Source organism: Lysobacter sp. cf310 (genome assembly GCF_900114355.1).
Classification (GTDB): domain Bacteria; phylum Pseudomonadota; class Gammaproteobacteria; order Xanthomonadales; family Xanthomonadaceae; genus Lysobacter.
The window spans coordinates 226,400-248,492 of record NZ_FOSS01000001.1 but is presented as its reverse complement, the minus strand read 5'-3'; the positions used below and the strand labels follow the sequence as shown (position 1 = coordinate 248,492).

At 70.6% G+C, this 22,093-nt stretch carries 24 protein-coding genes and 1 tRNA gene; 10 read left to right on the top strand and 15 right to left on the bottom strand.

The window, feature by feature from the left end; translation table 11 throughout:
- Positions 1–2 precede the first annotated feature (2 nt).
- The 10 genes from BMZ45_RS01095 to BMZ45_RS01050 all read right to left on the bottom strand — a co-directional run bounded on the left by BMZ45_RS01095 (position 3) and on the right by BMZ45_RS01050 (position 9,177).
- On the bottom strand, positions 3–1,088 hold the full coding sequence (locus BMZ45_RS01095) for an SAM-dependent methyltransferase (protein WP_091631465.1): 1,086 nt from the start codon (positions 1,086–1,088) through the stop codon (positions 3–5).
- Positions 1,085–1,888, bottom strand: a complete 804-nt coding sequence (locus tag BMZ45_RS01090) for a DUF1295 domain-containing protein (RefSeq protein WP_091631464.1) — start codon at positions 1,886–1,888, stop codon at positions 1,085–1,087. The genes BMZ45_RS01095 and BMZ45_RS01090 overlap by 4 nt, the downstream gene beginning before the upstream one ends.
- The gene (locus BMZ45_RS01085; protein WP_091631462.1) at positions 1,885–2,442 is read right to left on the bottom strand and encodes a DUF2878 domain-containing protein; all 558 of its coding nucleotides are present in this window, start codon (positions 2,440–2,442) and stop codon (positions 1,885–1,887) included. The genes BMZ45_RS01090 and BMZ45_RS01085 overlap by 4 nt, the downstream gene beginning before the upstream one ends.
- On the bottom strand, positions 2,439–3,716 hold the full coding sequence (locus tag BMZ45_RS01080) for an SAM-dependent methyltransferase (RefSeq protein ID WP_091631460.1): 1,278 nt from the start codon (positions 3,714–3,716) through the stop codon (positions 2,439–2,441). The genes BMZ45_RS01085 and BMZ45_RS01080 overlap by 4 nt, the downstream gene beginning before the upstream one ends.
- Positions 3,713–4,495 (bottom strand): DUF1365 domain-containing protein, encoded by a 783-nt coding sequence (locus tag BMZ45_RS01075; RefSeq protein ID WP_254776496.1) that lies wholly within the window; start codon positions 4,493–4,495, stop codon positions 3,713–3,715. The genes BMZ45_RS01080 and BMZ45_RS01075 overlap by 4 nt, the downstream gene beginning before the upstream one ends.
- Positions 4,492–5,799 carry an NAD(P)/FAD-dependent oxidoreductase gene (locus BMZ45_RS01070; protein WP_091631459.1) on the bottom strand — a complete coding sequence of 436 codons (1,308 nt, stop codon included), beginning with the start codon at positions 5,797–5,799 and terminating at the stop codon, positions 4,492–4,494. The genes BMZ45_RS01075 and BMZ45_RS01070 overlap by 4 nt, the downstream gene beginning before the upstream one ends.
- Positions 5,800–5,802: 3 nt before the next feature.
- Entirely contained in the window at positions 5,803–6,786 is a 984-nt protein-coding gene (locus BMZ45_RS01065) for an acyl-CoA desaturase (protein WP_091631457.1), read from the bottom strand.
- A gap of 68 nt (positions 6,787–6,854) precedes the next feature.
- The gene (locus BMZ45_RS01060; protein WP_091631455.1) at positions 6,855–7,625 is read right to left on the bottom strand and encodes an anti-sigma factor; all 771 of its coding nucleotides are present in this window, start codon (positions 7,623–7,625) and stop codon (positions 6,855–6,857) included.
- Positions 7,622–8,197: a sigma-70 family RNA polymerase sigma factor gene (locus BMZ45_RS01055; protein WP_091631454.1), complete on the bottom strand. Its 576-nt coding sequence runs from the start codon at positions 8,195–8,197 to the stop codon at positions 7,622–7,624. The genes BMZ45_RS01060 and BMZ45_RS01055 overlap by 4 nt, the downstream gene beginning before the upstream one ends.
- 167 nt (positions 8,198–8,364) lie before the next feature.
- Positions 8,365–9,177, bottom strand: a complete 813-nt coding sequence (locus tag BMZ45_RS01050) for a hypothetical protein (protein WP_091631452.1) — start codon at positions 9,175–9,177, stop codon at positions 8,365–8,367.
- A 329-nt stretch (positions 9,178–9,506) separates the two neighbouring features.
- On the opposite strand from BMZ45_RS01050, the gene BMZ45_RS01045 reads away from it, so the two are divergent.
- Entirely contained in the window at positions 9,507–10,565 is a 1,059-nt protein-coding gene (locus tag BMZ45_RS01045; RefSeq protein WP_091631450.1) for an MBL fold metallo-hydrolase, read from the top strand.
- 229 nt (positions 10,566–10,794) lie between these two features.
- Here the strand turns inward: BMZ45_RS01045 and BMZ45_RS01040 are convergent.
- A tRNA-Phe gene (locus BMZ45_RS01040) sits at positions 10,795–10,870 on the bottom strand.
- Between the two features lie 184 nt (positions 10,871–11,054).
- On the opposite strand from BMZ45_RS01040, the gene BMZ45_RS01035 reads away from it, so the two are divergent.
- Positions 11,055–11,531, top strand: a complete 477-nt coding sequence (locus BMZ45_RS01035) for a DUF6491 family protein (protein ID WP_091631448.1) — start codon at positions 11,055–11,057, stop codon at positions 11,529–11,531.
- An 18-nt stretch (positions 11,532–11,549) separates the two neighbouring features.
- Here BMZ45_RS01035 and BMZ45_RS01030 read toward each other — a convergent pair whose 3' ends face one another.
- From BMZ45_RS01030 to ftsY, 4 genes are all read right to left on the bottom strand, one after another.
- Entirely contained in the window at positions 11,550–11,822 is a 273-nt protein-coding gene (locus BMZ45_RS01030) for an oxidative damage protection protein (protein WP_056181800.1), read from the bottom strand.
- Positions 11,823–11,901: 79 nt separating this feature from the next.
- On the bottom strand, positions 11,902–12,981 hold the full coding sequence (gene mutY / locus BMZ45_RS01025; RefSeq protein WP_175488957.1) for an A/G-specific adenine glycosylase: 1,080 nt from the start codon (positions 12,979–12,981) through the stop codon (positions 11,902–11,904).
- A gap of 29 nt (positions 12,982–13,010) precedes the next feature.
- Positions 13,011–14,300, bottom strand: coding sequence for a hypothetical protein (locus BMZ45_RS01020; RefSeq protein WP_091631447.1), 1,290 nt, complete (start codon positions 14,298–14,300; stop codon positions 13,011–13,013).
- A gap of 20 nt (positions 14,301–14,320) precedes the next feature.
- Complete coding sequence (gene ftsY / locus BMZ45_RS01015) at positions 14,321–15,505, bottom strand: signal recognition particle-docking protein FtsY (protein WP_091631445.1); 1,185 nt, start codon at positions 15,503–15,505, stop codon at positions 14,321–14,323.
- Positions 15,506–15,570: 65 nt separating this feature from the next.
- On the opposite strand from ftsY, the gene rsmD reads away from it, so the two are divergent.
- The 8 genes from rsmD (at position 15,571) to BMZ45_RS00975 (ending at position 22,057) form a co-directional block, all read left to right on the top strand.
- Positions 15,571–16,167 (top strand): 16S rRNA (guanine(966)-N(2))-methyltransferase RsmD, encoded by a 597-nt coding sequence (gene rsmD, locus BMZ45_RS01010; protein WP_091631444.1) that lies wholly within the window; start codon positions 15,571–15,573, stop codon positions 16,165–16,167.
- A 186-nt stretch (positions 16,168–16,353) separates the two neighbouring features.
- Positions 16,354–16,860 (top strand): pantetheine-phosphate adenylyltransferase, encoded by a 507-nt coding sequence (gene coaD, locus BMZ45_RS01005; protein ID WP_091631442.1) that lies wholly within the window; start codon positions 16,354–16,356, stop codon positions 16,858–16,860.
- Between the two features lie 22 nt (positions 16,861–16,882).
- Positions 16,883–17,389, top strand: a complete 507-nt coding sequence (locus tag BMZ45_RS01000; RefSeq protein WP_091631440.1) for a hypothetical protein — start codon at positions 16,883–16,885, stop codon at positions 17,387–17,389.
- A gap of 164 nt (positions 17,390–17,553) precedes the next feature.
- Entirely contained in the window at positions 17,554–17,802 is a 249-nt protein-coding gene (locus BMZ45_RS00995; RefSeq protein WP_056181822.1) for a YfhL family 4Fe-4S dicluster ferredoxin, read from the top strand.
- A gap of 4 nt (positions 17,803–17,806) precedes the next feature.
- The gene (gene ggt / locus BMZ45_RS00990) at positions 17,807–19,531 is read left to right on the top strand and encodes a gamma-glutamyltransferase (RefSeq protein WP_091631438.1); all 1,725 of its coding nucleotides are present in this window, start codon (positions 17,807–17,809) and stop codon (positions 19,529–19,531) included.
- Positions 19,532–19,634: 103 nt separating this feature from the next.
- On the top strand, positions 19,635–20,219 hold the full coding sequence (locus BMZ45_RS00985) for a hypothetical protein (protein ID WP_091631437.1): 585 nt from the start codon (positions 19,635–19,637) through the stop codon (positions 20,217–20,219).
- Positions 20,220–20,402: 183 nt separating this feature from the next.
- A complete protein-coding gene (locus tag BMZ45_RS00980; protein WP_091633922.1) occupies positions 20,403–21,293 on the top strand; it encodes an MBL fold metallo-hydrolase in 891 nt (296 codons plus the stop codon).
- A complete protein-coding gene (locus tag BMZ45_RS00975; RefSeq protein ID WP_091631435.1) occupies positions 21,290–22,057 on the top strand; it encodes a TMEM43 family protein in 768 nt (255 codons plus the stop codon). Before BMZ45_RS00980 ends, BMZ45_RS00975 begins: the two co-directional genes overlap by 4 nt.
- The last annotated feature ends 36 nt before the right edge of the window (positions 22,058–22,093 follow it).

The window sequence follows — 22,093 nt, the reverse complement described above, 5'->3', positions numbered from 1 at the left end:
GTTCAAGTGGAGGGATCGCGTACGAATCGGTAGTGCGCCACCAGCCATTCCTGTCCGTCGGCGTAACCGAACATTTCCGCGCAGGCCATCCAGAACATGCGCCAGCGTTGGAACCACAGCCCGGCCTGGGCGCCGTAGGCGTCGCCCAGCACCGTCATGACCTCCGCGCTGCGTTGGTCCTGGTTGCGCAGCCAATGATTGGCGGTGCGTTCGTAATGGCGGCCATCGACCTGCCAGCGTTGTTCGATGCGCAGCTCGCGCTGGAACCACAGCAGGGTGTCCGCGGCCGGCATCAGCCCGCCGGTGAAGAAATGCCGACCCATCCAGTTGTCCTCGCCCTGGGTCTCGAACGGATACAGCAGTTCGCGATGGGCGAAGATGTGCACGAACAGCTTGCCGCCCGGCGTCAGCCAGCGCGAGATGCGCCGCATCAGCCGCTCGTAGTTGCGCATGTGCTCGAACATCTCCACCGACACGCAACGGTCGTAGCGGTTCTCGGGCAGCTCCAGCCGGTTGACGTCCTGGGTCAGCACTTCGACATTGAACAGGCCGCGTTGGCGGCACTGGGCTTCGATATGCGTGCGCTGCGCCTGTGAGTTCGACACCGCGGTGATGCGCGCGTTGGGATAGCGCTCGGCCATCCACAGCGTCAACGAGCCCCAGCCGCATCCTAGTTCGAGGATGCGCTGACCGTCGCGCAGCTCGGCGCGTTCGCCGTACAGGGCCAGCATCGCGTCCTCGGCCTGGTCCAGGCTCTCGTCGCCGCGCGCGTAGTAGCAGCCCGAGTACTTCAGGCGGCGCCCCAGGCACAGTTGGAAGAAGGCCGGCGGCAGTTCGTAATGCTGGGCGTTGGCGACGTCGGTATGGATGGCCACCGGACTGCGCCGCAGCTGCTCTATGCGCTGCTGGTAGCGATGCGCGCGCGGTTCCAGGCCGCCGCGTCGTTCTTCGCGCAGACGTTGCGCGCACAGCCGGCGGATCCCGGCGCGCAGCAGCGCGTCCGGCACCCGGCCGCGTTCGGCCCAGCCCAGCACGCCCGCGGCGGGCCGGTCGTGTTCGAGTTCGTCGGCGACGGCGCTGCGGTTCATGGGGCGGTCCTCTTGTCGTGTGCGTCGTTGCGCGGAAACCAGGGAATCAGCATCGGCGTGCTGCGTTGATAGGCGGCGTAGTCGTCGCCGCGCGTGCGTAGCGCCTGCGCTTCGGTGTACGGCACGCCGCTGATCCAGCGCAGGAACACGTACATCACCACCGGCCCGCTCCAGGCCAGCCAGGCCCAGGGCGAGCCCACGGCCAGGGCGACGTAGGCGAACCAGTGGGTCCATTCGAAGAAGTAGTTGGGATGACGCGAGTAGCGCCATAAGCCGGCACGGCAGGTGCGGCCGCGGTTGCCGGGATCGGCGCGAAAGCGCGCGAGCTGACGGTCGGCGATGGTTTCGCCGGTCACGCTCAGCAGCCAGATCGCCACGCCCAACGCCGACCACAACGTGGCTTCGCCGACCGGGTTGCGCGCCACCGCCGCGAACGGCAGTGCGAACAGCACCACCAGCGCGGCCTGGAACTGGAAGAACAGCCAGAACTTGCCCTGATGGCCCTGCCAGTGCGCGCGCAGATGACGATAGCGGCCGTCTTCTTCTTCGTCGCGCACGCGCCGCCACAGGTGGCGCGCCAGACGCAGGCCCCAGACCCCGCCGAGCAGGGCAAGCACTACGCGCGGCAGCATGGCGCCATCGCCGAGCGCGGCCAGCAGCACGGCGCCGCCGCCCACACCGGCGGCCCAGATCGCATCGACGATGCCGGCGTTCTCGCGCCGGCGCTGCCAACGCCAACCCGCGCTCATCGCCAGCGCGGCGCCCAGCCATACCATCGCCAGCGGCCACCATGGATTCATCGCTCTCTCCTTAACACCGGTGCGGTGACCGCGTCGTCGCCGCCTTGCATGCGTTGCGCCAAGCGCGCCAGCAGGGTCAGTGCCACCGCCCAGCCGATGGCCAGGGCCAGTACGGCGGGCCAGATCGGGGCGGCGAAGGTCACGGCCTGCCAGCCGCGCGCCGCGCCCAGGTAAGCCAGCGGCGCGCCGACCGCGCCCAGCAGCGGCGCCAGCCACGCGCGCCTGCGCAGGACCGACAGCGACTGGGCCAGGGTCAGGGCGAACGCCGACCACAGCGCTAGGATCCACAGCGGAGCGCCGCCGGGCGGTAGCGCAGGCTGGGCCGCCGCGTAGACCGCCAGATCCGAGCCGGCCAGCCCGCCATCGACCAAGCCACCCGCGACCACGGCCGCGACGACCAGCCGCCACTCGCGCGCGCGTCCCGGCATCGACAGCTGCCAGGCGACGAACAGCGCCGCGGCGATCGTGCCCGGCCACGGCGTGCCGCGGCCGGCGCCGATCACGGCGGCGAACCAGACCAGTTGGTAACCGATCAGATTGCTCCAGAAGCTCACGACGGCGTCTCCTCGCGACGGTCGTCCCGCTCGGGCCCCGGGCGCGCGAACAGCATCTGGGCGACGCCGATCGAGGCTTCGCGGAAACCGCCCTCGCAATAGACCAGGTAGTACTCCCACATGCGGATGAAGCGCTCGTCGTAGCCTTGCGCGCGGACCTGCGCGAGCTGGGCGAGGAAGCGCTGGCGCCAGGCCTGCAGGGTGCGCGCGTAGGAGCGCCCGTAGTCGTCCAGGCGGATCAGGGCCAGATCGCTGCTGCGCGCCTTGGCCGCGAGCAGCGCGGCGATCGACGGTATGAAGCTGCCTGGGAAGACGTGGCGCTTGATGAAGTCGACCGAGGCGAGGGCCTGCGCGTAGCGGTGGTCCTCGATCGTGATCGCCTGCACCAGCGCGCGCCCGCCGGGGCGCAGCAGCCGACCGATCTGGGCGAAGTAGCTGTCCAGATTGGCCGCGCCGATCGCCTCGACCATCTCGATCGAGACCAGCTGGTCGTACTGCCCGCGCAGATCGCGATAATCCTGGCGCAGCACTTCGACGCGATCGCCCAGGCCGGCCTCGGCCACGCGCGCCTGGGCCAACGCGTATTGCTCGCCCGAGATCGTGGTGGTGGTGACGTGGCAGCCGTAGTGGCGCGCCGCATGCACGGCGAAACCGCCCCAGCCGCTGCCGATCTCGATCACGCGGTCGCCCGGCCGTAGTTCGAGCTTGCGGCAGATCAGATCGAGCTTGCGCGCCGATGCGGCTTCCAGGGTGTCCTCGTCGCCTTCCCACACCGCCGAGGAGTACATCAGGTCCGACGACAGGAACAGGGCGAAGAACTCGTTGCCGAGATCGTAGTGGGCGGCGATGTTGCGGCGGCTGCCGGCGCGGGTGTTGCGGCGCAGGGCATGCCAGGCGCGCATCGCCAGCCCGCCCAGGCGCGCGACACCGCGCTCCATGCCGTCCAGGCGTTCGCGATTGCGCACCAGCAAGCGGATCAGCGCGACCGGATCGTCGCAGTCCCAATAGCCTTCCATATACGCCTCGCCCGCACCGACGCTGCCGTTGCCGGCGACCGCGTGGTAGAAGCGCGGGTCGCGCACGCTCAGGCGCACCTGCAATTGCGGCCGCTGTTCCGCCGGCGGGCCGAACTCGACGCGGCCGAGCGCGTCCTCCAGCACCAGTCGCCCGTGTTCCAGGCCGCGCATCTGGGCGAGCAAACGCTTGCGCAGGAAGCGCGTGCCGGCGCCGTAGCCCGCGGCCGGGCGCTGGAGTGCGGATGCGGTGGTGTTCATGGCGGTCCTCGCTGCAAATCGGGATGGGCGTAAACGGGGTTGCGCTTCAGCCACAGCCGCAGCGCCTGCCAATGGATCGCGCCGACCACGCTGGCGGTCATCAGCGGGTAGCGCCACAGCACGCGCGCGAGTGCGCCGGCGTCCAGGGCGCGGCGCTGCAGGTGCAGGCCGGCGTCGAACTCGACGCCGGCCGCGTCGTGAACTTGCATGCGCACGTGCAGATCGCGCTCCGGTGAGGTGAAGCGCCAGTCGTAGCGGCGCTGCATAGGCATGAAGGGCGACACGTGGAAACGCTTGTCGAAGCCCCAGCTCAGGGCGCGTCCGCGCCGGCGCGCCTCGCCCACCGGCAACACATAGGTGTGGCGCTCGCGCCAGGGGGTGTTGGTGATCTCGGCCAGCACGCATTCCAGCGCGCCATCGGGATCGTGGCAGTAGTAGAAGCTGACCGGGTTGAAGACGTAGCCGGCATAGCGCAGGTGGGTGAGCAGGCGGATCGGTCCGAGCGGACGACGGCCGCTGACTTGTTCGACGCGTTGGCGCACGGCTTCGTCCAGCGGCAGCGCGGCGGGTCCGAGATAGTCGCTGCGACGGAACTCGGCCAGGTTGGGTCGGTCCAGCGACCACAACCGCCGCCCCGCGAACACGCGCTGGAGTTCGGACAGGTCCAGATAGAGCTGGGCGATGCGGTACTCGAACCGATGCGCATGCGGACGGAAGCGGCGATGACGCACCACGCCCTCGTAAACCGCGCTGTGCAGGGGCGCGTCTGCGCCGTTCACGCGGCCAGCTCCGTCATGACCGGCGCACCGACGGCACTGTCGACGGCGGCCGTCGCCGAGCTTACCCAGGGCGCATCCAAGGCTTGCGCAACCTCGACCGCGCTGCGCATGCCGTCTTCATGAAAGCCCCAACCCCAGTACGCGCCCGCGAACCAGGTGCGGCGGCGGCCCTGGATCTCGGACTTGCGCGCCTGCGCGGCGACCGAGGCGTGGCTGTAGACCGGATGCGCGTACCGCAGCCGGCGCAGCACGCGCGCGGGATCGATCGCGGCGCTGCGGTTGAGGGTGACCACGAACGGCTCGGGCGAGTCGATGCCCTGCAGCAGGTTCATGCAGTAGCTGACGGTGCAGGCCTCGCCGGGGTCGCGCGGCACGCAGGCGTTCCATGCGGCCCAGGCTTTGCGATGGCGCGGCAGCACCGCGGCATCGGTGTGCAGCAGGGCTTCGTTGGCCTGGTAGGGAATCGCGCCGAGGATCTCGCGCTCGCGTGGATCGGCGTCGGCGAGCAGGGCCAAGGCCTGGTCGCTGTGGCAGGCCAGCACGGCGTGATCGTAACGCTCGCTGCCGTGGATGCTCTCGATCTCGACAGCTTCGGCGTCGCGGCGCAGGGCGCGTACCGCGCAGCCCAGGCGTTCGCGCACGCGCCAGCCGGCGCGCATGGCATCGACGTAACGCGCCGAGCCGCCGCGCACCACCGCCCATTGCGAGCGTCCGGCGACTTGCAGCATCTGGTGGTTAGCCATGAAGCGGACCAGATAGCGCGCAGGAAACGCCAGCACCGCCGAACTCGGCGCTGACCACAAGGCTGATGCCATCGGCACCAGATGTTCGTCGCGGAAGGCGGCACCGTAGCGGTGCTCGGACAGATACTCGCCCAGCGTCGGTCCGTCGCCTTCGCGGTCCAGCAGCGCCGGCGCCTGCCGGTAGAAGCGCAGCAGGTCGGCGACCATGCCCAGGAAGCGCGGTGATGCCAGGTTGCGGCGCTGGCAGAACAGCGCGTCCAGGGTCGAGGCGTTGTATTCCAGCCCGCTGGCTTCGTTGCGCACCGAGAAGCTCATCGTGGTCGCCTGTGTCGCCACCCCGAGTTCGCCGAACATCCGCGTCAGCAGCGGATAGTGGCGGGGGTTGTGGACGATGAAGCCGCTGTCGATGGCGTAGCGGCGGCCATGCAGCTCGATATCGTGGGTATGGGTATGCCCGCCGAAATAGTCGTTGCTCTCGAACAGGGTCACGTCATGCCGGCGCGACAGCAGCCAGGCCGAAGCCAGGCCGGCGATGCCCGATCCGATCACCGCGATGCGCATCGCTCAGCCCCGCGCCTTGGCCGCGACCCAGGCCGGAATGGGCTTGAGGTCGCGCACCAGTCCCAGCGCCGCCATCGCGCGCAGGACGTACCAGGTCAGGTCGATTTCCCACCAGCGGAAACCTTGCCGGACCGTGCCGGGAAAGAAGTGATGGTTGTTGTGCCAGCCCTCGCCGAAGGTGATCAGCGCCAGCCAGACGTTGTTGCGGCTGTCGTCGGCGGTGTCGAAGCGGCGCGTGCCGTAGCGATGGGCGAGGGAATTGATCGTCACCGTGCAGTGGAACAGCACCGTGGTCGAGACGAAGAAACCCCAGACCAGCATCTGGCCGCCGCTGGTGCCCAGGTCCGGCGCGTAGCGCTGCAGCAGCGCGCCCAGTCCGTACAGCGCGGCGGCCAGTGCCACCGGCGCCGCGGTGTCGTAGCGGTCCAGCCAACGCAGTTCCGGATAGCGCGCCAGATCGGGCACGCGCGTCAGATCGGTGCGGAACGCGTGGGGGGTCAGGAACCAGCCGACGTGGCTCCAGAGAAAGCCGTGCACGCGGGGCGAATGCGGATCCAGCGCGGTCTCGGTGTGGCGATGGTGGTTGCGATGATGCGCGGCCCACCACAGCGGACCGCGTTGCACGCAGGAGGCGCCGATCAGGGCGAACAAAAATTGCACCGCGCGCGAAGTGCGGAACGTGCGGTGCGAAAAGTAGCGGTGATAGAACGCGGTCAGGGCGAACATGCGCAAGGCGTACAGCGCCGCCGCCACGACCAGCGCGATCGGCGAGACGCCGACCCAGAACACCGCTACGCAGGCCAGGTGCATGGCCAGAAACGGCGAGGCACGCAGCCAGTCGATGCGCTCCTCGCGATTGTGCGGGTCGCCGTCGTCGCCCGCGCTGGTATCGATCCAGCGCCACAACACCGACCAGCGACGCCGGGGCGCGGGCGTGTCCGACGCTACGGCGCTGGCGGTGGAAGACGTGGACGGCGGCTGCGGCATGGAACTCTCCCGATGAGCGTGTCATCAGGAGGTACGGGGCCACGCCCGCGGCGGATGCACCGCCGCGGTCAGATCGTCTGCAGACCGCCCTTGGCGACGATGGGGCCGGTGGGGATGCCTCGCGGCGCGCCGCCGGCCGGTTCCAGGGTGATCGCCAGGGTCGAGCCGGGTTTGAGCGCGCGCAGCAGGTCCTTGGGCACGGCGACCGTATGCGCCTTGTCGATCGAGACCAGGCCCAGGGAGCGCGGCGCTTCGCCGGCCGGGATCAGCCACAGTTCGGGCACGCGGCCTTGGGCGTCGGCGGGCGCGGGCACCGGCACCATCAGGACCTTGCCCTGCTTGATGTCCAGCGAGGCCAGCCAGCCCGGCGAGCCGTCGTCGTGGGCCAGGGTGGTGACCGGCTTGGCCTGCTCGGCCGGCTCCACCGCGATAGGCGGCGTCGCGGGCGGCGTCGGCGTTGGCGTCTGCGGCACGCGGCCCACGAATAGCGCCGCCAGCGCCGCCGCGGCGGCGACCGCGGTCGCGGCGCGCCAGAAGCCGAGGTTCTGCCAGACCCCTCGGGGTTGCTCGCCTACCGGCGACAAGCCCAGGTGCGTGCGCAGGCGCGGCCACAGGTGCGCCGGTACGTCGACCGGTGCGATCTCGTCCAGCAGGGTGGCCAGGCGCCGCTCCCAATCCGCCACAGCGCGCGCGAACTCCGGGTCGGCGGCGATGCGCGCTTGCGCTTGCCTACGTTGCTGCGCATCGAGCACGCCCAGCACGTACTCGCCGGCGTGCACATCCGAATCGGGTGGCTCCGGCCCGGTCTCGTCGTCGAAGCGGGGGTCTTGGGCGCTCATGATTCCAGGCACGCCCGCAGTTGGCTCAGACCGCGCCGGATCCAGCTCTTGACCGAACCCAGCGGCGAGCCGATCCGGGCCGCCAGTTCTTCATAAGTGGCGCCGTCGAAGAATGCGGTACGGATCAGCGCGCGCCGGCGCGCCTCCAGCCGCTGCATGCAGATTTCCAGACGGCTCTGGTCGTTCGCGGCCTCGGCCTGCTGCAGCGGCGTGGCGGCGTGATCGACGATGTCGTCGGCCAGTTCGATCGGGGCCATGCGCTGCGGCGCCGGCAGCGTGCGCGCGCGGTCGATGGCCTTGTTGCGCGCGACCATCGCCAGCCAGGTGATCGCGCTGGCGCGTCCGGCATCGAACTGCACGGCCTTGCGCCAGACGCTGGCGTAAACCTCCTGCAAGACGTCCTCGGCTTCCGCGCGATCGGGCAGTACGCGCAGGCAGACGCCCAGCAGCTTGCCGGAGGTGGCGCGGTAGAGCGCCTCGAACGCGCCGGTGTCGCCGTCGGCGACGTCGCTCAACAGACCGTCCAGACGTTCGCTTTCCGGTGTGCGCTGACGTTGCGGGGACTCGGGCATTCCTGCACCTGTGGATACCAAGCGGATCGGAGCCGCGGCGATAACCGCATCGCCGGGCGACATGCGGCCGCAGTGCGCGGACGGGGGCGGCGCGACTATAGGCCATCGGCGCCGGCTTCGCGGTGAAGGCGGGGCGGTGGCCAGGCCTTGGGGGACGAGAGCGCGCCTCATACCGAGGGCGACCCCGCGCCGCAGCTGCGGACCAGGGGCATGGCGGCCGCGCGCTCGATTTCGGCGCGGGTCGCGTCGCGGGCGACGGCGTCGGCGGGAAAGGCGATGCGCACGTCGAGGGGGCGGCCGCGACGGTCTCGGACGGTGCCGATGCCGCGGAATTCGAGCAGGCGCCGATCCGCGTCCGCGTAGGTCAGTTCGACGGCCGGTATGGCGAAGCCGTACCAGCGATCCAGCGACATCCGCAGGCGCCGCGCCGGGCGGCCGTCGACGCGCGTGGGCGCGGTCGCGGCGAGTTTGAGGTCGAGGAAGTCGAAACGGCTGGGCAGCAGGAACGGGATCGCGATCGAGCGGCCTTGCGAGAGCGTGTCCCAGCGTGCCCGCACCATGGCGTCGAATCCGGCGTCGATGACCGCGTCGCGTGGCAGCTTCAGGGCGCGCGTGCGCAGCGGCGCGCGCGCGTCGTCCTGCACATAGACCTCGCGCCCGCCGCCCCGGCCGCGCACGCCTTCGCGGTAGCCGTCGCGGCCATCGCTGAAGTCGAAGTTGGGTGCTTCGGCCTGGGCGCCGTCGATCACGCGCTTGCGTGCGAACGCCTGGCCGTCGGGGCAGCGGTACAGCACCAGCCGCTGCGCGACCTTGGCGTCGGCATAGCGCCAATGGGTTTCCCGGTAGAGCAGGCGGGCGCCGTCGCGGGCGTAGGCCAGCCCGTCGTAGCGCTCCACGTCGTCCGCACCGGCCGCGCCACAGGCGCAGCACAGCAGGCACAGGAGCGCGATGCGCCCGACGAGGCGGGGAAGATGGGCCATGGGCGCTCGCAGGGTGGGAGCCATGCAGACCTATACGAGGCGGGGCCCGAAATTGATGCAGGCGCCCGTGCGGCGCGTCGGCGGCGCACACCGCTTGTGGATAAGTGCCTGGGGCTGCTTCGATCCGAGGGCCGGCTGGCGGGTGTCTCGTGCCAGCCGGCACATCACAGGCGTAGCGCAGCGGGTTCGGCGGGCACATCCGATCCGAAGGCCTGTCGCGAAAACTGGACAGGCCGCCGCGATTTGCGATTCATTGCGGATGACGGCCGCGTCCTGTTTCCGAAGGCGGTGCCAACGATGTTTGAATCTTCCACAAGAACGGTGACCTAATGCGCGCGTGGCGACTCCTGGCCGCTTCTTTTATCGGCAGCCTGCTGCTGGGTTGCGCCGAACAGTTGGTCGATTCCAAGGATATCTGGGGCGACCTCCGGCCAGGGCAGAACTATGCGCCCGCCTCCAGGATGATCGACGGCTGGTACGCGGTCGAAGCGATCGATGCGCGGACGTTCGCCATCAACGAGCCGAAATCCGAGCAGTACAACACCTCCTATCTGATCGTCGGCAGCACGCGCGCGATCATGTTCGACGCCGGTTGCGGCGAGCGGCCCGCGGGATCGAAATCCATGCGCGAGGTGGCGCGGCGTCTGACCGACAAACCCATCACCCTGATCCTGTCGCACCACCATTACGACCACACCGGCGATGCGGCTAGCTTCGAAGACGGCGTCACCCTGGTCGACCGGCCGGAGTTGCGCGCACGCATCGACAACGGCCGCTACACCATCGGCGCGCTCGAGAGCGGCGGCGCGGTTCCGCCGCCGCTGAAAGTCGCGGGCTTCGTCAAGGATGGCGACACGATCGATCTCGGCGACCGCCGGCTGTCGGCGTACAACCTGCCGGGCCATACCAACGAGAGCGTGGTGTTGGTCGATCGCGTGCGCAATCTCGCCTTCACGGGCGACCACGTCTACCAGCACCTGGGCGGGATCGTGGCGATGACGCCGCAGTCGGATCTGCCGATCTACAAGGCGAATGTCGACCGCCTGTTGGCGCTGACCGATGCCAACACGCGTTACCTCGGCGCCCACGGCGATCCGCACTTCGATCGCGCCTGGGTGAGTTTGATCGACAGCGAACTGGGCAAGATGGTGGCCGGCACCGCGACCTACCGCTACGCCAGTCACTACCTGGTGCCCGGCAAGATGCCGTTGCGGGTGCTGCAGAACGGGGACCTGTACATCTACACGACGCCCTGGGTCGACCCGTCGTTGTTCTGGTCCAAGTGGAGCCTACTGGCGATCGCCGCAGTGCTGTCGCTCGCGCTGTATCTGTTAGCGCGGCTGTTCCGCCTGCTGCGCGGCAGATCGCGATCCCGTCCGGAGGCCTGATCGCCCTGTCGACGGGCGCGCCGCGGCTGGCCGCTGCGCAGGTCCGGGCCCGCATGCGCGATGCGCGCGGACGGTCTGTCGGTAGGGGGCAGTCGTTGCGAGAGCGCCGGCCGGGTAGGGGATGGGGCGCGACCGGCGAAATCGGAGCCACCGGCCGGTCCGGGCCCCACAAACAGAAAACCCCGCAGGGCGGGCGCCATGCGGGGTTGACGGTTCAAGGCTTGCGAAATGGTGGCCGGGGAGGGAATCGAACCCCCGACACGGGGATTTTCAATCCCCTGCTCTACCAACTGAGCTACCCGGCCATTTCACGGCAGGCCGTGATGAGGAGCGGCATGATACGGAGCGCCGGACGATCTGGCAAGCCGCATGTGCGCTGAACGGTTTGCGCGGGGACCCGCGCAGCGTGCCAGCGGCGGCGCATGATGGTGCCAGGCCTTTAGGCATGGACTCGTAGGCATGGACTGTACGCCCCAAACAGGAGCCGTCATGAAACGCATTCTCTACGCAGTATCCGCCGCGCTGACGCTGTTCGCGATGAGCGCGTGCGCAACCGATCCCAAGATGCGCGACGCCGATCGCCTGGCCTTGTATCGCGCCCACGCCGGCGAGCCGGTGCCCGCGTTCCAGTACTACGGCCGTCTCGACGGCTGGACCCCGCTGGGCGACAGCGCGCTGGCGGTGTGGACGCGGCCGAACCAGGCCTATCTGCTGGAACTGCAGGGCCGCTGCTCGGACCTGGACTTCGCTTCGGCGATCACCGTCAGCAATCAGGCCGGGCGGGTCTATGCGCGCTTCGACAAGGTGATGGTGCTGGGCCAGGGCGCGCTGCCGTTCCCCTGCCACATCGGCCAGATCCGTCCGCTCGACGTCAAGGCGATCAAGCAGGCGCAGCGCGACCGGCGTTCGGCCGGCTCGATGCCGGAAAGCCGCGACGACGGCGTCACGCCGCAGGACGGCAAGTAAGCCGGGTCACGGCGCCGGTCAGCTCTCCGGCGCCACGTAGCCGGCCGGCTTGTCGGCGCCGCCGGCGAACAGGAACTTCTCCATCTCCGCTTCCAGGAAGGCGCGGTGTTTGGGGTCCAACGGCGACAGCCGGTTCTCGTTGATCAGCATGGTCTGATGCGCGAGCCAGGCGGCCCAGGCGGTCTTGCCGATATGCGCGTACACGCGCTTGCCGAGTGCGCCGGGCCAGGGCACGAAGTCCAGGCCGTCGGTGTCGCGGTGTTCGTATTCGCAATGGACGGTGCGTGGCATCGGAGTTCCTGATTGGCGGCTCGCGGCGCAAGCCGCGGGCGTGAAAGGGTGGAGCAGGCCGGATTCGAACGCGCGCGCGTCAGGCGTCGCTTTCCAGCAGTCTGCGGATCGGCGCGGGAATGCCCAGCTCCGACAACTCGGCGCGCGCGACCCAGCGCAGTGCGTCATTGTCGCCCACCGCGTCGCGCAGGGCGATGCCGCGCCAGCGCAGCGGCTGCAGTTCCAGTTTGTAATGGCTGAAGGCGTGCGCGATCGGCGCCAGGCGCTGGGCGGCTGCGAAGTCGCCATGCGCGTGCGCGGCGAACCAGGCTTGCGCCGCCGCGGCGTCCTCGGCTTGCGGCAGCGTCCACAGCGAGGCCCAGATGCCGACCGGCGGTCGCCGCTGCAGCAGCACGCGCGCTTGCGCGTCCTGCAGCCACAGCACCTGCGCATGGCGTTGCGGCACGGCCTTGCCGGGTTTGGGCGTGGGCAGTTCGGCGACCCGGCCTTCACGGCGGGCGACGCAGTCGTCCTGTAGCGGGCACAGCACGCAGGCGGGATCGGCGCGCGTGCACAGGGTCGCGCCCAGGTCCATCTGCGCCTGGGTGTAATCGGCCAGGCGCGTGTCCGGCAGATCGGGACTGGCGACGTGGCGTTCGGCCAGCGCCCACAGCTGTTTCTCCACCGCCGGCAGGCCGGGATAACCGTCGATGCCGTGATAACGGCTGAGCACGCGTTTGACGTTGCCGTCGAGGATCGCGTGGCGGTCGTTCCAGGCCTGCGACAGGATCGCCGCGGCGGTGCTGCGGCCGATGCCGGGCAGGGCGGTGAGTGCGTCGAGATCGCGCGGCAGCTCGCCGCCGTGTCGCTCGACGCAGCCTTGGGCGGCCGCGTGCAGATTGCGCGCGCGGGCGTAGTAGCCCAGGCCCGACCACAGCGCCAGCACCTGGTCCTGCGGTGCGGCCGCGAGTTCCGGCAGGGTCGGCAGGGCGGCGACGAAGCGTTCGAAGTAGGGCGCGGCGGTCTTGACCTGGGTCTGCTGCAGCATGATTTCCGACAGCCACACCCGGTACGGCGTGCGCGGATGCTGCCAGGGCAGGTCGTGGCGGCCGCAGACGTCGAACCAGCGCAGCAGTCGGCTCGCGAATGCATCCACGCCCGCGCCCGCGGCAACGGGCACGGCGGCGGATTTGGCGCGCGCGGCGCGGCTCACGGCAGGTCCTCGTCGCCGAGTTCGATCTCGACCGCTTCGAGGGTGGCGCCGGAGATTTCCAGCTTGGGCGTGCGCAGCTTGGCGCGCAGCGGCGGCAGCGGTGCGCCGCGTTCGCCGGCGTCGATCCAGGCCAGCACCGCGGGCACACGGAACTCGCTGTCGGCCTGGGTCTGGCCGCGGCTCAGGCGCAGGCCGATGGTCTCCGACAGATCCGGGCGGCCGACGTAGCGCAGTTCGAACGGCAAGGGCGCGGAGGCGTCGTCCAGCGGCGTCGGCAGCGCCGGCCAGGCCTGCGGCCACTGCGCGAGCTGCCCGTCCAGTTGCAGCACCAGGCGCCGGCCCAGCGCGAGCGCGCCGGTCGCGTCCAGGCTGGGGATGGGATTGCCGGCGTCGCCGCGCGCGCGCAGCGCCAGCGCCACCGGTTCCAGCGACCACACCGCCTCGTCGAACTTGAGCGGGCCGTGCAGGCCCAGCGCGAACGGCAGGCGGGTGTCGCCGGATTCGTAGCTGGCCGCCGCGCCCAGCAGCGCCGGCACGATGGTGAGTTCGTCGTCGCCGATGCGCAGCGGCCCGGACAGGGCCACCGTGGCCGGCAATCGCCAGCCGCTTTGCTCGATCGCGATGCGGCCGTTGGCGCCCAGCCCGGCCGCCGGCGCGGGCCGCGACAAAGCGACCGCGAGATCGAACGGGATCGCCATCGGCGCGTCCAGGTAACGGCCGCGCAGACGCGCCCGCACGGGACGATCCGGATACAGCGCGGGCAGCTCGGCCTGGATGTTCTCGATGCGCCAGTCGTGATTGACGATGCGGCCGTCGACGATGCGCAGGCCGTCGGTGAGGGTGGGGATGCGGGTTTGCGGCGACGGCGGACGGCTCGCCAGCCAGTGCTGCATCGCCGGCAGATCCAACAGCGGCGCGTCGAGTTCGATGCGTTCGACCGTGAGCTGATCGCCGCGGCTGCGCAGGGTCGACCAGGGCAGCGACAACTGGATGCGTTTCGCACTGAGCAGCGGCGTGGCGGCGCCGGGTTCGCGCACGATCACCTCGCGCACCAGCAGCATGGGGGTGCCGCGCAGGCGGTACTCGCTGACGCCGGCGGCGCTGATCTCCAGGCCCAGCGCGGCGCCGGCGCGATCCAGGATCAGCGCGGCGGCACGGTTCGGGCGCGAGACCCAGAGCAGCGCGAGCACGGCCAGCAAGCCCAGCACGGCGAACGCGAGCAAGCCGCGGCGCGCGCGTCGCGGCGGCGCCGGTTTGGCGGCGGTATTGGCGGTGTCGGCGACCATGCGCGCGCCGGCGGCCGGGCTCAGGCGCCTAGCGCTTCGGGCAGCAAGGCGTCGACGAAGGCCTCGGCGTCGAACACGCGCAGATCTTCGGCGCGCTCGCCGATGCCGGCGTAGCGGATCGGTATGCCGAACTCGCGCGCCAGCGCGAACACCACGCCGCCCTTGGCGGTGCCGTCCAGCTTGGTCACCACCAGGCCGGTCACGCCGACCGCGGCATGGAACTGGCGCAGCTGCGACAAGGCGTTCTGGCCGGTGGTGCCGTCGATCACCATCAGCACTTCGTGCGGCGCCTCGGGGTCGACCTTCTGCAGCACCCGCTTGATCTTGCCCAGCTCGGCCATCAGGCCCTGCTGGGTGTGCAGGCGGCCGGCGGTGTCGGCGATCAGCACTTCGGTGCCGCGCGCCTTGGCCGCCTGCAGCGCGTCGAACGCGACCGAGGCCGCATCGGCGTTCTGGCCCTGGGCGATCACCGGGACGCCGTTGCGCTCGCCCCAGGCCTGCAGCTGCGCGACCGCGGCGGCGCGGAAGGTGTCGCCGGCGGCCAGCATCAGGGCGCGGTTCTCGTCGCGGAAGCGCTTGGCGAGCTTGCCGATGGTGGTGGTCTTGCCGACGCCGTTTACGCCCACGGTCAGCAGCACGAACGGGCGAGCGGCCGCGTCGATGCGCAGCGGCTGCGCGACCGGGCGCAGCAGGGCGATCAGGTCGGCGCGCAGGGCGGCGAGCAGGGCCGGGGCGTCGGCGAACTCGCGCGCCTTCATGCGCCGGCGCAGGCTTTCGATGAGCTGGGTGGTCGCGGTCACGCCGACGTCGGCGGTGATCAGCGCGGTTTCGATCTCGTCCAGCAGATCGTCGTCGAGCTTGGGATTGCGCGAGAACAGGCCGCCCAGGCTGCGCGCGAACGCGCTGCCGCGCAGGCGCTCGCGCCAACCGGGCTTGCCGGCGCTGGCGGGCGGGGTGGCCGGTTCGGCCGCCACCGCCTGGGCGACGTCGGCGTCGACCTCGAGCGCGGCGGCGATCACTTCGGCCGGCACCGGTTCGACGGCCGCGGCGACCGGCTCGGCCACGACCGGCTCGACCGCGACGGGCTCGGCAGGAGCAGGCGCCTCGGCGGGCGCCGACGGGAATGCGGCGGCCAGTTCCTCGGTGCTGAGGCGGGGTTCGCTGGCGGGGGTTTCGGGCTTCTTGCGGCGGAAAAAACCGATCATCAGGGGGAAGCGTCACGAATGCGCGAGAATGCGCACATGCTAGCACCGGCCCCCGCACGTCCCCGATGAACAAGCCCACCGCAGGCCGGCCCGCGCGCGCCGCCACCACCCCTGGCCGGATCCGCATCATCGGCGGCCGTTGGCGCGGCACCCGCCTGGACGTGGCCGAGGCGCCGGGCCTGCGCCCGACCTCCGACCGCGTGCGCGAGACCTTGTTCAACTGGCTGATCCCGGCCTTGCCCGGCGCGCGCGTGCTCGACCTGTTCGCCGGCACCGGCGCGCTCGGCCTGGAAGCGCTGTCGCGCGGCGCGGCCGCCGCGACCCTGGTCGAACGCGACCCGGCCCTGGCCGCGGCACTGCGCGCGACCGCCGCGCGCCTGCCCGGCGGCGACGCGGCGCAGGTGGTGCAGGCCGACGCCCTGGCTTGGCTGGGCGGGCAGGCCGACGGCGGCTACGACCTGGCCTTCGTCGACCCGCCGTTCGCGGCCGGTTTGTGGGACGCGGTCTGGCCGGCGCTGTTGCCGAAACTGTCCGCAGGCGCCTGGCTGTACGTCGAGGCGCCGCAGGGCACGGCGCCGGTGCTGCCGCCGGACTGGCTGCGCCATCGCGAGGGCGGCACGCGCGAGGTCAGCTACGCCCTGTACCGGCACCGTCCGGCCTAGGCCCCGCCGGGTAGGCCGGCCCGGAACGGTGCGGCGCCCGGCCGCGGTCGCAGCGGACCCTGCGAATGCGCCCGACTGCTACACTTCGTTCCGTCCCGACGGACGCGTCGCGACGGTAGCGTTGCCCCTGGGCCCGCACCGGCGCGCCTCCGCCGCCTTCCGCCAGCAGACGCGAACGATCACTCCATGAGCGTGGCCCGTACTCGAATCGCCGTCTATCCCGGCACCTTCGATCCGATCACCAACGGCCACATCGACCTCGTCGACCGCGCCGCCCCGCTGTTCGAACGCATGATCATCGGCGTGGCCGCCAGCCCCGGCAAAGGCCCGGCGCTGCCGCTGGAGCTGCGCGTGGAACTGGCGCGCGAGGCGGTGGCCCACCATCCGCATATCGAAGTCCGCGGCTTCGACTGCCTGCTCGCGCATTTCGTCGCCGAAGTCGGCGGCGGCGTGCTGCTGCGCGGCCTGCGCGCGGTGTCGGACTTCGAATACGAATTCCAGCTGGCGAGCATGAACCGCCACCTGATCCCGGAGGTGGAGACCTTGTTCCTCACCCCTGCCGAGCAGTACGGATTCATTTCCTCGTCGCTGGTACGCGAGATCGCCCGCCTCGGCGGCGACGTCTCCGGGTTCGTACCACCGGCGGTAGCCGAAGCGCTGCAGGCCGAATGGCAGCGCAATCAGAAACGATGACTTCCAACACACGGGGATCCCGATGAACACCACCTCCCGCCTGATGCTGATCGCCTGCCTCGCGCTGCCCTTCGTGGCCGCGTGCAAGAAGGAAGAAGCCGCGCCGGCCGCCGCCGTGCAAGCCCCGCTGACCGCGCCCACCACCAGCGGCGACGCCGAGTGGAGCAAGTACCTGACCGACGTGGTCAAGCGCAAGGTCGACGCCGAAGGCATCTCCGTCAGCCCCTACCTGTACTACCTGCCGGCCGAGAGCAGCCCGGACTTCCAGGGCTATTACGACCGTCAGGTCGAGAAGGCCAAGCTGGACATCGCCCGCGGCATCGTCGAAGGCAACCTGCTGGCCTATGGCTCGCCGGCCTCGGCCAAGATGGCCGACCTGATCGTCGCTTCGTTCCCGGCGCCGACCAAGGAAACCCCGCCGATGAAGGGCGTGAAGGTGCTGTTCATCGGCGCCGCCGCCGACAGCGAGCGCGTCAAGGCCGCCGTCACTCCGTACGGCGTCGAGTACTCGTTCATCGAAGTCAAGTAATCCCCGCTGGCGCGGTCGCCGTACGGCGGCCGTGCCCCGCGGTACAGGCACGGTCAGCCCAGGCGGCCGTGCCGGCACCGTCGCCGCGCCTGAGCGCGGCGACGGTTTCGCGATTCGCGTACGCGCCGGTTCTCAAGCGCGCGTTCCGCCCCCATGATGTCCTCATGTCCCTGCGCATCAACGAGCTCTGCGTCAACTGCGACGTCTGCGAACCGGCCTGTCCCAACCAGGCGATCGCGCAAGGCGAGACCATCTACGTGATCGATCCGGCGCGCTGCACCGAATGCGTCGGGCACTACGACGAACCCCAGTGCGTGGTCGTCTGTCCGGTCGAATGCATCGACAACGATCCGGCCCATCCCGAAACCCACGAACAGCTGCTGGCCAAACTGCAGCGTTTGCAACAGGAGTGACACGATGCGCAAGGCGCCCGCGATGCACGCAGGTCTGATGTCCCTGGTGTTGGCGAGCGCCTGGCTGCTCGTGGCGCCTGTGCAGGCCGCGCAGGCGCCGCAGGCCGGCAGCGCGCATCCGCCGGGCGCGGCCATCGCCAGCGCGCATCAGCTGTCCACCGACGCCGGCCTGGAGATCCTGGGCCAGGGCGGCAACGCCTTCGACGCCGCGATCGCGGTGTCGTCGACGCTGTCGGTGGTCGAGCCGATCAGCTCCGGCATCGGCGGCGGCGGGTTCTTCCTGCTGCACGACGCCAAGAGCGGGCGCGACGTGTTCGTGGACGCGCGCGAGACCGCGCCGGCCGCGGCCACGCCGGCCGCGTATCTGGACAAGAACGGCGAGCTCGACCGCGACCGCGCCACCAACGGCCCCTGGTCGGCCGGCATCCCCGGCCTGCCGGCGGCGCTGGTGCACCTGGCCGAGCGCTACGGCAAGCTGCCGCTGAAGACTTCGCTGGCGCCGGCGATCCGGATCGCGCGCGAAGGTTTTCCGATCTACCCGCGCCTGGAGAAGGGCTACGCCAGCCGCCGCGAGGTGATGGAGCGTTATGCCGGAACGCGTGCGGTGTTCCTGGCCGACGGCAGCCCGCCCAAGGCCGGCGAAATCCTCAAACAGCCCGAACTCGCCCACACCCTGGAACTGCTGGCCGGCAAGGGCTACGACGGCTTCTATCGCGGCGAAGTCGCCAAGAAGCTGCTGGCCGCGGTCAAGCAGGAAGGCGGCCAATGGCGCGCCGACGAACTGTCCGGCTACCAGGTGCGCGAACGCGAACCGCTGCGCCTGAAGTATCGCGGCTGGGACATCGTCACCGCGCCGCCGCCGTCGTCGGGCGGCGTGGCCCTGGCCGAGATCCTGCAGATGCTGTCGGGCTGGGACCTGTCCAAGCTCGACGACGCCCACCGCGTGCACATCGTCGCCGAGGCCATGCGCCGCGCCTATCGCGACCGCACCCTCTATCTGGGCGATCCGGATTTCGTGAAGGTGCCGCTGGCGCGCCTGACCAGCCCGGATTACGCCGCCGGCCTGCGCGCCACCATCCACCCGGAGAAGGCCACGCCCAGCGATCTGTTGTCGGGCACGCCGGCGCCGCTGGAAGACGACGAAACCACCCACTTCTCCATCATCGACGCCGAAGGCAACCGCGTCGCCGCGACCCAGACCGTGAACCTGCTGTACGGCTCGGGCATGGTCGCGCCGGGCACCGGCGTGCTGCTCAACAACGAGATGGACGACTTCGCCTTGCGCCCGGGCACGCCCAACGCCTTCGGCGTGATGGGTTTCTCGGCCAACGCGCCCGCGCCGGGCAAGCGCATGCTCAGCTCGATGACCCCCAGCTTCCTGGAGTCCAAGGACAAGGTGATCGCGGTCGGCGCCCCCGGCGGCAGCCGCATCATCACCCAGGTCCTGCTCGCGATTCTGGCCTACGACGCCGGCCTGGCGCCGCAGCAGGTCGCGGCGCTGCCGCGCTATCACCACCAGTGGATGCCCGATGCGATCTCGGCCGAGGCCGGCGCGCTGGACGCCGCCACGGTGAGCGCGCTGCAGGCGATGGGCCACAAGGTCAACGCCGGCGAGGCGAGCTGGGGCAATCTGCAGACGGTGATGTGGGACAAGGCCGCGGGCACGCTGTCCGGCGGCACCGACCCGCGCAATCCGGTCGGCAAGGCCGCGGTGCTCGCGCAGCCCTGAGCGGCCCGCGCGATCGCGACGCGCGCGGCGCTAGAGCCGTCGCGCGCGGTGCAGTAGATTGCGCCTTCGACACAACGGTGCGACGGACAGGGGCGGGCGGACAGTGACGGATCAACAGGACAAGCCCTGGTATGCACGCGTGCCGGCGATCTCGGTCGCGGTGCTCGCGTTTCTGGTCGGCCTGACCACCCTGGTCAACAACGTGCGCGACTGGCTCAGCGACGACGCGCGCGCGCAGGCGGCCGCCGCGCCCAAGCCGGCCGCGCTGCCGGTCGCCGCGCCCGCGCCGCAGGCGCCGCGCAAGACCGCGGTGCTGTTGACCCTCAAGCAGATCGAGGTGATCGACGACGGCACCAACGGCAGCACCGCCTGGTCGTTCGAGATCGAAGGCGGCGGCGAGGAGCTGTTCGCGCTGGCCGCGCGCGATTACGTGGACACCGGTACCGACGCGATCGCGCTGCCGCGCACCAGCGACCCCTCGATCGCGCGCGTGGTGCTGGTACCGGGCCAGGAGATGACGATCAAGATCACCGGCCGCGCCTCCGGCCTGATCAGCAGCACGGTCGCGCGCGGCAGCGCCAAGTTGCGCGCCGATGGCGGCCTGGCGCCGATCCGGGTGCTGGCCGAGGGCGGCAAGGCCGGCGAGTTCGTGTTCCATTTCGCCACCGTGGCCACGCCGCAGGACTGAGCGCGGCGGTGGGGGCGCGACTTGCGCGCTCCCTCCATGCGCTTTCGCCGCATCGCGCTATCGCGGCGCTAACGCTCGCGGAGTTACCCTATGCCGGTATCGCGGCGACGCCGTCGCCGCGCTGGCGAGCGCTTGCAGGCGCCCGCGACTCGTTCGTTCCCGCTGATCCGTCGGATGGCCGCGATGAAACTTTGGTCCGTATTGGGTAATAGCCAGAAACTCGACGGCGGCGCCATGTTCGGCAACGCGCCGCGCGCGATGTGGGCGAAGTGGTCGCCGCCGGACGATCAGAACCGCATCGACCTGGCCTGCCGCGCCCTGCTGGCCAGCCCGCTGGCCGGCAAGACCGTGTTGTTCGAGGCCGGCATCGGCGCCTTCTTCGAGCCCAAGCTGCGCGAGCGCTACGGCGTGGTCGAGGAGCGCCACGTCCTGCTGGAATCGCTGGCGCAGGCGGGCTTCGCGCCCGAAGACATCGACGTGGTGGTGCTGTCGCATCTGCACTTCGATCATGCCGGCGGCCTGCTCGCGCCCTGGGTCGAGGGCCAGGCGCCGCGCCTGCTGTTCCCGAACGCGAGCTATCTGGTCGGGCGCGCGCATTACGAGCGCGCGCGTCAGCCGCATGCGCGCGACCGCGCGAGTTTCATTCCCGAATTGCCGGGCCTGCTGGAGGCCACCGGCCGTCTGGAGCTGGTCGAGGGCGAGTACTCCAAGACCCTGGGCCACAGCGTGCGCTTCCACTACAGCGACGGCCACACGCCCGGGCTGATGCTGGCCGAGATCGTCGGCCCCGAGACCGTGGCCGGGCGCCCGCACGGCGGCGTGGTGTTCTGCGCCGACCTGATTCCGGGCCGGCCCTGGGTGCACGTGCCCATCACCATGGGCTACGACCGCAATGCCGAGTTGCTGATCGACGAGAAGAAGTCCTTCCTGGCCGACAAGCTCGAGCGCAACGTGCATCTGTTCTTCACCCACGACCCGGGTTGCGCGCTGGCCCAGGTGGTGCGCGACGACAAGGGCAAGTTCGGCACCGCGCACGAAGTGCCGGCCCTGCACGCGCGGGCCCTGGCTGCATGAGATCGGCGCGGGCGGCGCTGGCGCTGCCGATCGCCTTGTTCGTCGCCGCCGTCGCGGCGCAAACGCCCGCGCCGTCCGGCGACGCGGCCAGCGCGACCGCGCCGGTCGAGGAACCGCGCACCGCACGCGCGCTGCGCGACCGCGAGTTCGGCGTGATCAGCCGGCAGTTCGGGCTGGACCGCCGGGTCGAGATGTATCAGTGGCGGGCCACGGCCAACGGTTACGAGCGGGTCTGGAACGCGGCCCCGATCGATTCGCAGGACTATGCGCCCGGCCACCAGAATCCGCCCACGCTGCCGCTGGAGAATCGGCGCTGGTGGTCGGATTCGGCCAGTCTGGACGGTCGGCCGATCGAAGCCGGCGTGCTGCAAGCGCTCGGCGAATGGCGCGTGTTCCGGCCCAATTTCTCGCGCCTGCCGGCCAACCTGGCCGCGACCTTCCAGCCCGAGGGCGACGGCCTGGGCAGCGCCGAGAATCCGCTGGATCCGCAGATCGGCGATCTGCGCGTGAGCTGGCGCGAGCTGCGGCTGCCGCCGCTGGAAGGCAAGCTCGAACTGGTCGACGGCCGCTGGCGGATGTCGGCGACGACCGCGGCGGCGGCCTTGAACGCGGCGCCGGTACCGGCGCCCGTGGCCGCGCCCGAAGCCGAGGGCGCGCACCGCATGTGGCCGTGGTTCGGCGGCGGCGCGCTGGTGATCGTGATCGCGCTGGTCGCGCGTCGCCGCCGGCGCGTGCAGGCCAAAGCCAACGCAGCGGCGGAGTAGGGCGGAACGCCCCCGCTTTCTCCCCCTTTGCAAAAG